This window comes from Listeria fleischmannii subsp. fleischmannii LU2006-1 (assembly GCF_000344175.1).
Lineage (GTDB): Bacteria > Bacillota > Bacilli > Lactobacillales > Listeriaceae > Listeria > Listeria fleischmannii.
On sequence record NZ_ALWW01000018.1, the window covers coordinates 33,667 to 48,159 of the forward strand.

The following is a 14,493-nucleotide window of genomic DNA, read 5'->3' on the forward strand; positions in this document are numbered from 1 at the left end:
TTTTTTATTGCACTCTTTTCATACGAAACTCACCACGGACATCACGCCAATTTTTTCCGTTACGTGTATTTTTTGTAAGCCATAATTCCTTCAACGGCGCGGGGGCTGAGACAAGATAGCGTAATTTTTGACCCCTGTCCTCTATTCGATTTTCACGCAGATTCAATTTTTGACTAGCGAGGCGCACTTCGACAAGGGCGCGATAATAATTGGTTATTTGGCTGTTTTTAGAAAATGAAAATCTATTTTTCGTTAGCTCAAAACCGCGTTTATTTATGATTTGCCCGTTAAATAATCGGATTGGATAAGCAACCATACCATCCGCATAAAACGCATTATTTTGAACTAAAATATTTCCTGGTTTTGTGGTCTGCCCGCCTTTTGCTCGGCTATTAGACGTAAAGAAGCTGAAAATATCTTTCCCTTTTAACCGAACTGTATTATTCGTGACTACTGCATTTTTCGCACCAGATAAACGAATCGCTGTAAGTAACACTCGGCTACTTGGATAAGCTTTTTTTCCATATTTTTTTAAAAGCGCTAGATTGTCTGGTAATGATTGGTTGATTTTCCCGGCGCTAAGCGTATTATTTTGAATATAAACGTTTTGATTATTAGGACCATAGCTATCAATGCCTGCATCGCTCATAATATCAGGCGTTATATGGTTTACTTTACTTTTTTCAAAATTATATTTTCCGAATCGCTGCATCCAATTCGTTACCGTATTCCCTTCAATCACAATTTTATCTGATTTTTTAGGGCTTCCATTTGACCGATAAAGTTGAATGCCGCTTCGTCCTACATTATCAATGATATTTCCTTTAAAAAGGGCATCATTGGTAAATTCCACACTAATACCGTTTTGTAAACCACTATTTTTTACCTCATTATTTTTCACAATAAGGTGCTCTATTCGCCCTAAATTTATGATGCTTGAGCCTTTCTCTTTCATATCTAATTTATTATTTTGAATCGTGATATTTCGAAAAGCTTTGTAGTTTTTATAATTTTGCTCATCAAACTTTGGCGAAACTTCAATTAAACTTACGAAAGAGGCTCCTTTTAGCTCTGGTTGAAAACGAATATTTAAATTTTCAATCGTGACATTTTCCGCCTGAATGCCTCCCTCCCCTACATTTTTATTTTCCTCTACCTTTAAACCTGTTACTAATTTTGAAAATACGATATTTGATTCCTTTGCATTTATTCCTGAAAGCTTGATGTGGCTTGGTACGTTTAGCGTGGCATTAAAATAGTATGTCCCTTTTGGAACGACAACCTTTTTGATTCCTGGCTGCGTTTTGAGCTTTTTCATTGTATCCTGCCATATTTTAACATTATAACTTGCTTCTAGGCTTCCTTGTTTTAAAGGCATTTGAACATCTGCTTTTGCATGTAATGGTAAAACGCTTATCATCCCTAAAAATAAAAGGCCACAAGCAACACTTATCCATTTTTTCATTCTATTCCCCTCTTTAACGAGGAAGTGACATTTTCGTTTGCCTGTGACAATAAACAACCCTTGAAGCGGTTTTATCCCTGCTAATTCACTTACTCTATAAAATTAAAGACAGCGAGAAAGTAATGGATTACCTCCTCGCTGTCTTTTGTTATTCATTTCCCGCAAAATAGGAGATTAAACGCTACGAACTACTGGCAGCCGCGGCACTGGCAGCAGCTGTAGCCGCTACTGCACTCGCTTGTTCCATAGCAATAAGCACATGCACACTTACCATCAAGTTTTCCACTTGTTCTTGGTTCATTTGCCCCGTAATTTCTTCAGTGTACAAACTCATCGCTAAAGCTGTTGCAAAGGTTTTTCCGAAAAATTTCAAGCCCGGCAATTCACTAAGTCCTGCTACTAGTTCAAAAAAGCGTGAATCAAGCTTTTTGCCATCTAACACATAGGCTAAAATTCCAATTGTATTATAGTATAATTCCTTTACTTTCATGTCGTTTTTGTCTAGTTCGTTTAAAAGCGATCTAACACGCGCAACGAAAGTCCGATCTTTTTTCCCATAAAGAAGCGCCGAAGTGGCCGCCAGTGCTTGTAAACCATTATTTTTATGAAAATCAAGATCTGCAAACTCTTGGAAATAAAATTCCACAATATCTGCTATCTCCTGAGGTGAGAGCTTAGCGTCTAGTGTCGCAAGCATAACACTTGAAGTAGCATCTTCTGGCCCAGTTAAAAAAGGATGGAATTTCTTTAAACATCTATGGATTTCCTTTGCCCGTTTTGCTATTTCTTGTACATCCTCATTTTTTTGCTTTAAAAGTAAATAAGCTGCAAAATAGGTGAACTCTGATCGACTAAATTTCACATCAATGAGTTCTTGATAATATTTGATTAGTTGTTTTACGACCGCGGTATCCTCTGTTTCATCTGCCAGTAAAAGACCTGAAAGTGACGCGCGAACATTCCCATTTAAAGCTGTGAAAAAGCCTAGTTCACTTTTAATTAAACCATTTAGCTCAAAAAAGCGCTTTGCGTCGACCACTTCATTTTTCCCAGTAAATAGCCTAGCAATTAAAAAACGGATTCGCTTATCCACAAAGTTTACCTTGCTTTTCCGAACAAGCTCATAATTTTCTGAAAGTAATTGTGTAAGTCCGTCTACATAGCTTTGTTCTTTTTCCAAATCGCTACAACTCCTTCATTTTTCTCTATTATATCAAAAAAGCAGCAAGCATTGTATACGCCTGCTACTTTTAATTTTCTAGATTTAATATTGATAAAAGATATGTCTCATGCCTTTATTTTATGCACAAAAAAACCAACAGAACTTTCGTTCTGTTGGTTTTGAAATAACGATTAATTATTTTTGGATGCTGGAAACAACGCCAGCGCCTACAGTACGTCCACCTTCACGGATAGAGAATTTAGTACCGTCTTCAATCGCGATTGGCGCGATTAATTCAACAGTTAATTCTACGTTATCGCCAGGCATAACCATTTCAGTACCTTCTGGTAAAGTAACGATACCAGTTACGTCAGTTGTACGGAAATAGAATTGTGGACGGTAGTTGTTGAAGAATGGAGTATGACGTCCACCTTCTTCTTTAGATAAAACATAAGTTTCAGCTTTAAAGTTAGTGTGCGGAGTAATCGAACCTGGTTTAGCTAATACTTGACCACGTTGGATTTCTTCACGGGATACACCACGAAGTAATGCACCAATGTTATCGCCAGCTTCAGCATAATCAAGAAGCTTACGGAACATTTCTACACCTGTAACAGTTGTTTTGGAAGTTTCAGTTTCGATACCGATGATTTCGATTTCATCACCAACACGAACTTCACCACGTTCAACACGTCCAGTTGCAACTGTACCACGACCAGTGATTGAGAATACATCCTCAACTGGCATCATGAATGGTTTAGCTTTATCACGTTCTGGAGTTGGGATATAAGAATCTACTGCATCCATTAATTCGTAGATTTTTTCTTCCCAAGCTGCGTCACCTTCAAGAGCTTTAAGTGCAGAACCTTTAATTACAGGAATATCGTCACCAGGGAATTCGTATTCAGATAATAGATCACGAACTTCCATTTCAACTAATTCTAATAATTCTTCATCGTCAACCATGTCGCATTTGTTTAAGAATACAACGATGTAAGGAACACCTACTTGACGAGAAAGTAAGATATGCTCACGAGTTTGTGGCATTGGGCCATCAGCAGCAGATACTACTAAGATACCACCATCCATTTGTGCAGCACCAGTGATCATGTTTTTAACATAGTCAGCATGTCCTGGGCAGTCAACGTGTGCATAGTGACGGTTTTCAGTTTCATACTCTACGTGTGCTGTAGAGATTGTAATTCCACGTTCACGTTCTTCTGGAGCACCATCAATTTGGTCATATGCAGAAGCTTGTGCAAAACCTTTTTTAGATAAAACAGTAGTGATAGCTGCTGTTAAAGTAGTTTTACCATGATCGACGTGTCCAATAGTACCAACGTTAACATGGGGTTTAGAGCGGTCAAATTTTTCTTTTGCCATTTTATAAAATCCTCCTCATTGTTTAAAAAAATGATATTTAAGTCACTAAATGAATTTCATTTAGTAGATACTTCTAACTAATGTTATACAAGAAATGGAGCAAAAATGCAATCATTGCGTAAAATCAGAAGAAATTACTCTTCGTCTTTGTTGCCACCATTTTTCTTGATGATGTCTTCTGCAATAGATTTAGGCACTTCTTCATAGTGATCAAATTGCATTGTGTAAGTACCGCGACCTTGAGTTGCAGAACGTAAGTCAGTTGCATAACCGAACATTTCAGCAAGTGGAACAAAAGCACGAACAACTTGAGCGTTACCGCGAGCTTCCATACCATCTACACGTCCACGACGGCTTGTGATGTTACCCATGATATCACCAAGATATTCTTCTGGAATAACAACTTCAACAGACATGATTGGTTCTAAAATAACTGGATCACATTTTTTAGCAGCATTACGAAGCGCCATGCTTGCAGCTACTTTAAACGCCATTTCGTTGGAGTCAACGTCATGGTAAGATCCGTCATATAATTTCGCTTTGATATCAATTAGCGGATATCCTGCAAGTACACCATTATCAAGTGCGCCTTCAAGACCTGCTTGAACAGCTGGAATATATTCACGAGGAACAACCCCACCGACAATTGCATTTTCAAATTCGAAACCTTTACCTTCTTCGTTAGGAGAGAACTCAATCCAAACGTGACCATATTGTCCACGACCACCAGATTGACGAACGAATTTACCTTCGACTTGCGCTGATGTGCGGAATGTTTCACGGTAAGATACTTGTGGTGCACCAACGTTAGCCTCAACGCGGAATTCACGTTTCATACGGTCAACTAGGATATCCAAGTGAAGTTCACCCATACCGGAGATGATAGTTTGTCCAGTTTCCGTATTTGTTTCAGTACGGAAAGTTGGATCTTCCTCTGCTAACTTAGCAAGAGCTTGACCCATTTTATCTTGGTCCGCTTTTGATTTTGGCTCAATCGCAACCGAGATAACTGGTTCAGGGAATTCCATGGATTCTAAGATAATTTGATTCTTTTCATCACAAAGAGTGTCCCCTGTTGTAGTATCTTTAAGACCTACAGCAGCAGCGATGTCTCCAGAGTAAACGATATCGATTTCCTCACGGTGATTCGCGTGCATTTGTAAGATACGACCTACACGTTCACGTTTACCTTTTGTAGAGTTTTGTACGTAAGAACCTGAGTTCAAAGTACCAGAGTAAACGCGGAAGAAAGTTAAGCGACCTACATAAGGGTCAGTCATAACTTTAAATGCTAGAGAAGAGAATGGTTCCTCATCGCTTGCATGACGTTCTGATTCTTCGCCATCAGGTAAAACACCTTTGATAGAAGGAACGTCAGTTGGAGCTGGAAGGTAATCGATAACAGCATCAAGCATTGGTTGAACACCTTTGTTTTTAAATGCTGTACCACATACTACTGGATAAAACTCAACAGCAAGAGTTCCTTTACGGATTGCCGCTTTAAGCTCATCTTTCGTAATTTCTTCACCTTCAAGGTATTTCATCATAAGTTCTTCATCAAGTTCAGCAACTGCCTCGATTAGTTTACCATGATATTCTTCAGCAAGATCTTTCATATCTTCAGGAATTTCTTTGATATGAGGATCGTTACCTAAATCATCTTCATAATAAAGTGCGTGCATTTCAATTAAATCAATGATACCAGTGAAAGTATCCTCAGCACCGATTGGTAATTGAATTGGATGCGCATTTGCATCAAGACGATCGTGCAAAGTACCTACAGAATATAGGAAGTCTGCACCAATTTTATCCATTTTGTTGACGAATACTACACGGGGAACCCCGTAAGTAGTAGCTTGACGCCAAACGGTTTCTGTTTGTGGTTCTACACCAGATTGTGCATCTAGAACCGCAACAGCACCATCAAGTACACGAAGCGAACGTTCAACTTCAACTGTGAAGTCTACGTGTCCTGGTGTATCAATGATATTTACGCGGTAGCCATTCCATTGTGCTGTTGTCGCAGCAGAAGTGATTGTAATACCACGTTCTTGCTCTTGCTCCATCCAGTCCATTTGGGAGGCACCTTCATGCGTTTCACCAATTTTGTGAATACGCCCTGTATAGAAAAGAATACGCTCAGTAGTAGTAGTTTTACCAGCATCAATATGCGCCATAATACCAATATTACGAGTCTTTTCTAAGGAGAACTCTCTTGCCATGTTTTCTTTCTCCTTCCATAAAACGTTTTTTAGGCGATTAGCCATTTCGAGTTTAGTTTAGGCTGGTAAGAAAAGAAATTACCAACGATAGTGAGCGAATGCTCTGTTTGCATCTGCCATTTTATGAGTATCTTCACGTTTCTTAACGGAAGCACCCGTATTGTTAGCAGCATCCATAATTTCGCGTGCAAGACGAAGTTCCATCGTTCTTTCACCACGAAGACGTGCATAGTTTACTAACCAACGAAGACCAAGAGTAGTACGACGATCTGGACGTACTTCGATTGGAACTTGATAGTTTGCACCACCGACACGACGAGCTTTTACTTCAAGAACAGGCATGATGTTTTTAATCGCTTGATCAAAAACTTCCATTGGATCATTACCAGTTTCTTCTTTAATGATGTCAAAAGCAGCGTATAAAATCGCTTGGGATTTTCCACGTTTACCATCAACCATCATTTTATTAATTAAGCGAGTTACCAATTTCGAATTATAAATAGGATCTGGCAACACGTCACGTTTAGCAACAGGACCTTTACGAGGCATTGGATATCCTCCTTTCAAAAAGAATAAGATTTTTTAATTATTTGCTTGCTTTAGGTTTTTTCGTTCCGTATTTAGAACGGCTTTGTCCTCTATTTTCAACACCAGCAGTGTCAAGAGCACCACGTACGATATGGTAACGTACCCCTGGTAAATCTTTTACACGTCCACCACGAATAAGAACAACGCTGTGCTCTTGTAAGTTGTGTCCGATACCTGGGATATAAGCAGTTACTTCGATACCGTTACTTAAGCGCACACGAGCATATTTACGAAGCGCGGAGTTAGGTTTCTTAGGAGTCATTGTACCAACACGAGTACAAACACCACGTTTTTGCGGAGAATTCACGTTAGTAAGTTCACGCTTAAAAGTGTTTAGCCCCTTGTTAAGTGCTGGAGAGTCAGATTTTTTAGATTTAGATTGACGCGGTTTGCGAACTAATTGGTTAATAGTAGGCATTGGATGGGTTCCTCCTTTCTAGGTTTAGTAGTTCCACACATCCAGGTGGTTCATTTTTCGAAAAAATAAAACTGCTGTAGTTTCTTCCTACAACATTCATTATTTCAAGACCTCTATAGGTGAGGCACCTTGAATATAGTAACACTTACCGGATTTTGTGTCAAGTGATTTATGTCTAAAATCGCACTGTAGGACACACCCATTAGGTGAGTCCTACAGTACGCTCAAAGCTGATCTTGAAAATACATATTTTCGTTTCTTTCATCAAATTTATAAGCTCGCATCTCAATTTGTTTCCGCTTATTTTCCTCTTGGATTAGCGGGTAAGCTGCAAGTAGTAGTACTGAGAAGCTAGTAAGATCAGCTTGTAGAAGATTTCATAAAAAAACACGCGCATTAGAAAGTCAATTTGCGCGTGTTTCGGTTTTAAATTTGAATATTTTTTAAAGCGGCGATACTAATCTTTAAACTTTCGAACATATCTAACTTACTTCGGTCTTGTTCGATGCAGTAATATTCCACTCCGTTTTGTTCGCCCCATTCGATGACACTTTTAAAATCGACCGTGCCAGAACCGATTTCCGTTAAATTGTTATCCATATCGGTCAAATCAAAACCAGGAATGTAGTCTTTCATATGGATGATTGGTGCGCGTCCGGAGTATCTTTTTATATATTCAACTGGGTCAATGTCGGACGCTGAAATCCAATACGTATCTGGCTCCGCGTAAATCGAAATGCCGTTTTCGGGGTCGGTCACAAAATCCATCATCATGCGCCCATCAATTTCCGTTTTAAAATCGTATTCGGGGTTATGCAGGCCAACTCGAAATCCTAGCGGCGAAAGTTTGTAAGCAACCTCCAGTAAAGCGCGCTTTGTTTTGCGATATCCAACTTCATTTTGGTCTTCTTCTTCGATGTATTTATCGTAGATTGTCTTACAATCGAACAGGTAGGCTTCTTCGATAATGCCGTCTAAATCGTTAAAGAAACGATCATGTTTGATATGCATACCAACCACATTCAAATCGTACTTTTTAAGTAATCGCGCAACTTCAAGGGGCGGGTTTCCTCGCATGCCGTCCAGTTGAACATTTTTTATGCCCAGTTCGCTCAAAAGACGCAGTGTTTCTTCCAAATTAGCTTCCATTTCTTTTCGCACGGAATAGAGCTGAACAGCGATTTTTTCATGAAACTTCATCGCGCGTCCCTCCTTAAATCAAGCCAGTCAACCTCACTTTGGGTTAAATGAATAGTTGCGGCTTGGATGGAGGAATTTAGTTCATTTTGGGTTTCAGGCCCGATAACTGCTGCGGTTTGGAACGATTGATGCAAGACATAGGCGAGTGAAATTTGGATGGGCGTGACATTTTTTTCTGCTGCTAGCTGCTTCGCCCGGTCATAACGCTCCCAATTGTTTTCACTGTAGTATACTTCAACCATTTCGGCATCCTCTAAATTATCTCTTGTGAATTTTCCTGAGAAGAAACCTCCTGCTTGGCTTGACCAAGAGAATAATGGTAACCCTGTTTCTTCGTGCCATCTAATCATCGCATCATCTGCTGAAACACAGTTCTCCCAACGCGGACGATTGACTTTAGGCAAACTTAAATTCGGGCTATTAAAACTAAGTTCGGTTATTCCGTGTGCTTTCGCATATTCATTTGCTTCAATGATTCTTGGTAGTTCCCAGTTAGAAACACCAATCGCATAGACACGTCCTTTTACAACTTCTTCATGCATGGCTTCCATTAACGGCCCAACTGGAACGGTTTCATCATCACGGTGTAAGGCAAAAAGTTCCACATGGTCTGTTTGTAGCATGTCTAAACTGGTTGAAATATCTTCATGAATAGCACTAGGCGTCACACGAGGTACATCAAGCGCGCCACGCACTGGGTGGCAGCCTTTTGTTTGGATAACCACTTGGTCGCGGTTGTTCCGCTCCTTCATCCAAATGCCAATGGCTTTTTCGCTATGTCGGTAATGTCTCGCTGTATCAAAAACATTGCCGCCACATTCAAAATAGTGGTCTAAAATGGGGGCCGCCACTTCCATATTGTCCGCTCTCAAAAAATCGCCCGCTCCCATGACAAGATTTGAACATGGGATTAAAATGTTTGTTCCATCTTTTTTTCCGTTTACTTCTATTTGTTTCAATTTTATCGCCACCTGTTTCTTTTCTTTTGTTTAAAGCGCGCTCCATTTCGTGCGTAAGATTAAACGCGCGCGCCTGCTTCCTGATCCACAAAAAACTGAGTATTTGGTGCGTTTTTAAGCAGAGTTGCAGGAATTTCCGTTGTTGGTTCTGACTGGATGGTCCGTTCTATTATTTCGGCTTTTTTAGCGCCGGTTGCTGCGACTACGATTTCTTTCGCCTGTTCAATTTGTTTCATGCCGAGTGAAATTCCGTTTGTAAGTGGCAAATCCTGGTCAAAGTATTTACTCATCACTTTTTTTGTCACATCATCAAGATCGACCACGTGAGCATTTACATCGACTGGCACGCCTGGTTCATTAAAGCCAATATGGCCGTTCATGCCAACGCCGAGTAAAATAAAGTCAATTCCGCCTCTTTCTTCGATGAACGTATCAATTCGTTTGCATTCAGTATCTAAATCGCTTGCTTTTCCATCAAAAAAGCAGATGTGGTCTGGCTGAACATTGTCGAGTTGATCGTAAAAATAATCATATAGTGTTTGGCGGCAACTGCCTTTTGTTTCGCGGCCTAAACCAACCCATTCGTCTAAGCCAACAAAATAGGCCTTACTAAAATCAATTTTGCCTTTTTTATTCCTGCGGACGAGTTCGGCCATTGTTTTCAGTGGCGTTTCTCCTCCTGCAATGCAAATGAGTGCATCTGGTTTTTTTTGTAATAGGCTTTCAATTTGGTCACTGACTGCCTCGGCTAGCGTTTCGTCATTTTGAAATTTCTTTAACATTTATTTTTTCCTCCTAAAAATCAAGGTCTAGTGCATCATGTGCCGCCTGGCGAGCAGAAACTTCTGATTCCTGTTTCACGAGGCTTCTTTCGTACATTTTAAAGAATGGATAATACATTAATGTGGCTGCTGCGAGCACGAAAATGATTAGAACGATTGCTCGCCAGTCCATTGTGGCTAAATATTGGGCAAGCGGAATTGGTGTCCCGCCTACGTTTGCAATCGGCGGACGAACCCAGCCAAGGTGGAAAACAAACCACTGGCCCACTGCGATAATCGGTGTTCCAAGTACAAACGGGATAAATAAATATGGGTTATAACAGATTGGTAAACCGAAAACGACTGGCTCTGAAATGGTAAATACGGCTGGAACAACCGATGCTTTTCCGACTGCTTTTAGTTCTCTGGAACGGCTAAATAGCGCGAGTAAGACGAGCGCACCTGTGATACCTGATCCTGAAAAGCCCATGAAATAATCCCAAAAATTGGGGGCAAAAACGTGCGGAATGGGTTCACCTGCTGCATAAGCCGCGGCATTTGCACCTAAATATTGAGTCATAAACGGCATAACAAAGCCGACTAAAATGGCATATCCGTTTAAACCGATAAACCAAAACAGCATTTCAAAGAAACAAATTAAGAAGACCGCGTATGGCGTGTCAATACTATTTATCGCTGGAGCAAGCATGGTTGTAAAGGCTTCCGGAATAATTTGCCCTTTTGTAATCGCTTGCATTGAAAGGCTTACTATGACAGATAAAAACAGGATGACAACGAGTGGCACGATAGCTTCAAACGTTTGAGCAATCCCATCTGGCAAGCCTTTGATTCGAATCGTGACTTTCTTTTTTATAAAAAAGTGGATAATTTCAACGGCAAGTAACGAACCAAAAATGGCGATGAACAAGCCGCGTGAATCGAGAAACTCCGTGCTTAATTTTCCGTCAATAAACTTTGTGTTTAAAGTGATAGTTGTCATTACAGCGCCTAGAATACTATGTAAGATAGGCACCTTGAGTTGTTTTGCATGGTTGTATGAAATGGTGACGGCTGCATAAAGCGATAGTAACCCAAATGTAAACTGAAATGGTAAATTTAAGATTTCAGCATTATTTACAAAAAACGTTTTAACAGCTGTCCCTTCTGGGAACATATTCCCGATTGCTGAAATAATCAGTGAAAAGGAGCCAATGATAAGGACTGAAATAAGGGCAATCATCCCATTTTTGATGGACTGAATATGTCGTTGTTTCTCAATTTTAGCTGCTATCGGTTCAAAATACTTTTCCATGAAAGCAATGAAACGCTCCATGACTGATGTCTTATTCTTATTCATGACTTTTCCTCCTAAATTTTAATGGCTAGTTTTGAGAATGATGGCGTCTTTTAAAATATTAGCGCCATTAACTGTGCCATAATCTTTTGTGTCAATAACTTGAATTGGCTTTCCGGATGCGTCTGCAATTTCTTTTAGCATTTTAAATTGGTGTTTAATTTGAGGTCCTACCATTACAACATCAAAATCCTCAATATATTCGCGTAACTCGCCTGCTGGATGGGCTTCAATTCGGATGTCTGTATTTTTCAACTTTTCGCTTCCTGCTGCGACTTCTTTCATTTTGGTTACCATGACGCCTGTGGAAGCTCCTAAGTTACAAACTAATAGAACGTGCAATCTGTCGAAATTCATTTTTTGTCTCCCCCTTGGTTTTCTTTTAATTCGATGTACATATCAATCATTTCACGGATTAGTGTCGATGCTAAAATCGTATTCATTAATGTATCTTGTGCATGGATAAGTAGAACTGAAATGTCCGTTTTATCCCCGCGAATCTCTTCCACCATTAATTCTGTTTGAACCTTATGTGCCTCATTCATCAATCTGTCAGATTCCGCTAATTTTTCTTCCATCTCACTTTTCTTATTGGCTTTTGCACATTGTAAAGCCATGATAAGCTGTGAAAATGAATCTCCAGCAAGTGAAATTAATGAAAATGCGATTTCTTCTGTTTTCATAAAACTACCTTCTCTCATTCATAAATTGCAGATTTCGTATAATTGTAAATATCTTTGTGGCTTTTTGCTGAAAGAATACGGCTAACTTGTTCCTCATTTAGCACGACTTTCATAAGCTGCTCGACTAAACGTCTCGCTTCCTTCGATTCAAAGGCTAGCGTAAAAATCAAACGAACGGGTTCGCCGTAGCGGTCAAAGAAGGAAATGCCTTCTTCTAAAACGGTCACTGCCATACTATCTTTTAAAACACCATCTTTTGGGCTCGCGTGAGCTAACACAATTCCGGGAGCAATAACCATATACGGACCGAACGCCTTTAAATTCTGGATGATTTTCTCCGTATAACGTTTTTCAATACAACCTGTTTGGAATAAAACTTCTGTTCCGAGCCTTATAGCTTGCTGCCAAGTGTTCACATGCTTTTTAGTGACGATTAGCTGCTCTTTGAACTCGATTTCAGGTAGTTCGATATGTTCTTTTTTAGGCTGTTTAGTTAATACGTCTAATAAATCCAGTTCTAACTTGCTAAGATTCGTGATTTGCGTATTTTCACTGATGATATTCATGATTTCGCTAAACTTATCAATCGCTTGTTTTCGATTTGTTACTAGTTTCATTTGAAAATGTTCTTGTAAGACTTGCATATCTTCTTTTTGTAAATAACTGTGGATGCGAATTATCTTTTTGGATGTCATATCAGGAATTTTTATCGTTGTGAGCACATAATCAAACTGATTCAACATTTTTTGATTAAATTTTCTAAGGGAAGTGGTTGAAATAGATGAAAACTCAAAAAGTTGATTTAACTGAACTTGGAGCATATTTGAAACGGCCATTCCTTCTGCACAAACAATGAGTAGTGTAGGACGATTTCGTTCAACAGCAACGTTCCGCTCAAGTTCAGAAGCGAAATAAATAGCCAGAAACGAGACTTCTTGGGCGCTTGCTGAAAATTCAAACTCTTCTTCCAGTTCCTCACAAATTCGTTTTGTTGCCAAAAATAGCTCTTTATTGTCGCGCATAAAATCGAAAAAAATTAGGATTTTCTACACTAATACCGCTACGAATTCGCTTAATCATTAAACTAATGTGCGAAGTGATTTGATTAAAAAACACTTGATTGTTTGTTAAAAAATCAGTGTGATACAACTCACCCATTTTGATACAAAGCCGTTTTGAAAAACCAATGACATGCTCAATTTGACTGGCATCTTTAAATTGCTTCACTGTATTAATTATCATTTCAAGCCCAAGATCATATTTGCTACCGGCATTTTGCCACGTTTCATAACGGAACTCAGGATTCGCACTACGCATTTTAAGAAGCATGACCAAAATGGTAAGGTAGAGCTGGTCGTCCACATTCCTTCTTAAATTTTGCGTCATCGCATCCACTTCCGAAACCGCTTCTTTTAAAAGCGAAAGATCAAAAAGGTTATAAAAAAAGAGCTCTCCTTTTTTGGATAAACTTTGTTCAGATTCGAGAAACTGATAAAATTCGCGCATATTCATGAATTTAAGTAGCTTTCTAGCAAAAAGCGTGCATTTTGAAACAAGATCACCCTCAATTTGATAGCCAATACGCGTTTTATGCACGATGGTCATATCATTTAAAAATACATCACCATCAATCGCGCGCAAATGATTGAGCACGGTCGACCTCGATATAAACAAGATGTCTTGAAAATACGGGACGGAAACAGGTTCCTCTTCTAAAAGGAGTTTGAGTAATAAAAACTGTTCCATCTCCTCAGCATCATATTTATATTTCTCCGGCGTCATTTGCTGCTTAAACTTTTTAAAACTTTCACTGATTTTGTTACGATTTCCAATCAAAACACCTTTTTTAGGATGACGTGTTAGTTTTTCACCACCTAGCTCAATTAAAAAAGCATCAATTTTTTCAAGGCTGTAGCGAATTGTTCTTTCAGAAGTTTTAAAAATAAGCGCGAGTTCTTTCACTTTCAAATAATCATCACGAGTCAAAAGTAAATCAAGCACATCAATACATCGTCTGTCTAGTTTCAACTTTAATCCCTCACCAACTCTTTAAATTAAGCTTATACGTAAATTAAAACGCTTTCAATTACGCATATAACTTCTTTTGTCACGAAGTCCGAACAAGAAGTTTTACTTTCATTTTACGGGGAAAAGCGCAGCAGATGAATAGGTCTTCCGTCTTTCAATCTATAATTACATAGCGAATTGTATACCTATTATCTTTACAAAAAAGGATAAAGTTTGAATAAAATGAAGTAACGAAAAAGTAAACAGGAGGTTCTTAATGACTAAACATCG

12 protein-coding genes and 1 pseudogene are annotated in these 14,493 nt (G+C 39.1%); all 13 read right to left on the minus strand.

All coding sequences use genetic code 11. The annotated features are described in order from the left end of the window. Positions 1–4: 4 nt before the first annotated feature. A complete protein-coding gene (locus tag LFLEISCH_RS07035) occupies positions 5–1,465 on the minus strand; it encodes a right-handed parallel beta-helix repeat-containing protein (protein ID WP_007474859.1) in 1,461 nt (486 codons plus the stop codon). Between the two features lie 181 nt (positions 1,466–1,646). Then, a complete protein-coding gene (locus tag LFLEISCH_RS07040; protein WP_007474862.1) occupies positions 1,647–2,645 on the minus strand; it encodes a DUF4003 family protein in 999 nt (332 codons plus the stop codon). A gap of 177 nt (positions 2,646–2,822) precedes the next feature. Further along, entirely contained in the window at positions 2,823–4,010 is a 1,188-nt protein-coding gene (gene tuf / locus LFLEISCH_RS07045; protein WP_007474864.1) for an elongation factor Tu, read from the minus strand. A gap of 134 nt (positions 4,011–4,144) precedes the next feature. Further along, positions 4,145–6,232 (minus strand): elongation factor G, encoded by a 2,088-nt coding sequence (gene fusA / locus LFLEISCH_RS07050; RefSeq protein ID WP_007474866.1) that lies wholly within the window; start codon positions 6,230–6,232, stop codon positions 4,145–4,147. Between the two features lie 78 nt (positions 6,233–6,310). Beyond that, entirely contained in the window at positions 6,311–6,781 is a 471-nt protein-coding gene (gene rpsG, locus LFLEISCH_RS07055) for a 30S ribosomal protein S7 (RefSeq protein ID WP_007474868.1), read from the minus strand. Between the two features lie 37 nt (positions 6,782–6,818). Continuing rightward, positions 6,819–7,238 carry a 30S ribosomal protein S12 gene (gene rpsL / locus LFLEISCH_RS07060; RefSeq protein ID WP_007474870.1) on the minus strand — a complete coding sequence of 140 codons (420 nt, stop codon included), beginning with the start codon at positions 7,236–7,238 and terminating at the stop codon, positions 6,819–6,821. 426 nt (positions 7,239–7,664) lie between these two features. Next, a complete protein-coding gene (locus tag LFLEISCH_RS07065) occupies positions 7,665–8,438 on the minus strand; it encodes a sugar phosphate isomerase/epimerase family protein (RefSeq protein WP_007474872.1) in 774 nt (257 codons plus the stop codon). Continuing rightward, complete coding sequence (locus LFLEISCH_RS07070) at positions 8,435–9,397, minus strand: aldo/keto reductase (RefSeq protein ID WP_007474874.1); 963 nt, start codon at positions 9,395–9,397, stop codon at positions 8,435–8,437. Before LFLEISCH_RS07070 ends, LFLEISCH_RS07065 begins: the two co-directional genes overlap by 4 nt. A gap of 59 nt (positions 9,398–9,456) precedes the next feature. Next, complete coding sequence (locus LFLEISCH_RS07075; RefSeq protein WP_007474876.1) at positions 9,457–10,179, minus strand: glucosamine-6-phosphate deaminase; 723 nt, start codon at positions 10,177–10,179, stop codon at positions 9,457–9,459. A 13-nt stretch (positions 10,180–10,192) separates the two neighbouring features. Further along, the gene (locus tag LFLEISCH_RS07080; protein ID WP_007474879.1) at positions 10,193–11,515 is read right to left on the minus strand and encodes a PTS sugar transporter subunit IIC; all 1,323 of its coding nucleotides are present in this window, start codon (positions 11,513–11,515) and stop codon (positions 10,193–10,195) included. Between the two features lie 18 nt (positions 11,516–11,533). Then, a complete protein-coding gene (locus LFLEISCH_RS07085; protein ID WP_007474881.1) occupies positions 11,534–11,869 on the minus strand; it encodes a PTS sugar transporter subunit IIB in 336 nt (111 codons plus the stop codon). Further along, entirely contained in the window at positions 11,866–12,195 is a 330-nt protein-coding gene (locus LFLEISCH_RS07090) for a PTS sugar transporter subunit IIA (RefSeq protein WP_007474883.1), read from the minus strand. The genes LFLEISCH_RS07085 and LFLEISCH_RS07090 overlap by 4 nt, the downstream gene beginning before the upstream one ends. Before the next feature lie 14 nt (positions 12,196–12,209). Then, a pseudogene (locus LFLEISCH_RS16365) lies at positions 12,210–14,223 on the minus strand (BglG family transcription antiterminator). Positions 14,224–14,493: the final 270 nt, after the last annotated feature.

Excerpts from the sequence above, each read along its gene's own strand:
- LFLEISCH_RS07035 (WP_007474859.1), bottom strand. The coding sequence starts at position 1,465 with ATGAAAAAATGGATAAGTGTTGCTTGTGGCCTTTTATTTTTAGGGATG.
- tuf (WP_007474864.1), bottom strand. The coding sequence starts at position 4,010 with ATGGCAAAAGAAAAATTTGACCGCTCTAAACCCCATGTTAACGTTGGT.
- fusA (WP_007474866.1), bottom strand. The coding sequence starts at position 6,232 with ATGGCAAGAGAGTTCTCCTTAGAAAAGACTCGTAATATTGGTATTATG.
- rpsG (WP_007474868.1), bottom strand. The coding sequence starts at position 6,781 with ATGCCTCGTAAAGGTCCTGTTGCTAAACGTGACGTGTTGCCAGATCCT.
- rpsL (WP_007474870.1), bottom strand. The coding sequence starts at position 7,238 with ATGCCTACTATTAACCAATTAGTTCGCAAACCGCGTCAATCTAAATCT.
- LFLEISCH_RS07065 (WP_007474872.1), bottom strand. The coding sequence starts at position 8,438 with ATGAAGTTTCATGAAAAAATCGCTGTTCAGCTCTATTCCGTGCGAAAA.
- LFLEISCH_RS07075 (WP_007474876.1), bottom strand. The coding sequence starts at position 10,179 with ATGTTAAAGAAATTTCAAAATGACGAAACGCTAGCCGAGGCAGTCAGT.
- LFLEISCH_RS07080 (WP_007474879.1), bottom strand. The coding sequence starts at position 11,515 with ATGAATAAGAATAAGACATCAGTCATGGAGCGTTTCATTGCTTTCATG.
- LFLEISCH_RS07085 (WP_007474881.1), bottom strand. The coding sequence starts at position 11,869 with ATGAATTTCGACAGATTGCACGTTCTATTAGTTTGTAACTTAGGAGCT.
- LFLEISCH_RS07090 (WP_007474883.1), bottom strand. The coding sequence starts at position 12,195 with ATGAAAACAGAAGAAATCGCATTTTCATTAATTTCACTTGCTGGAGAT.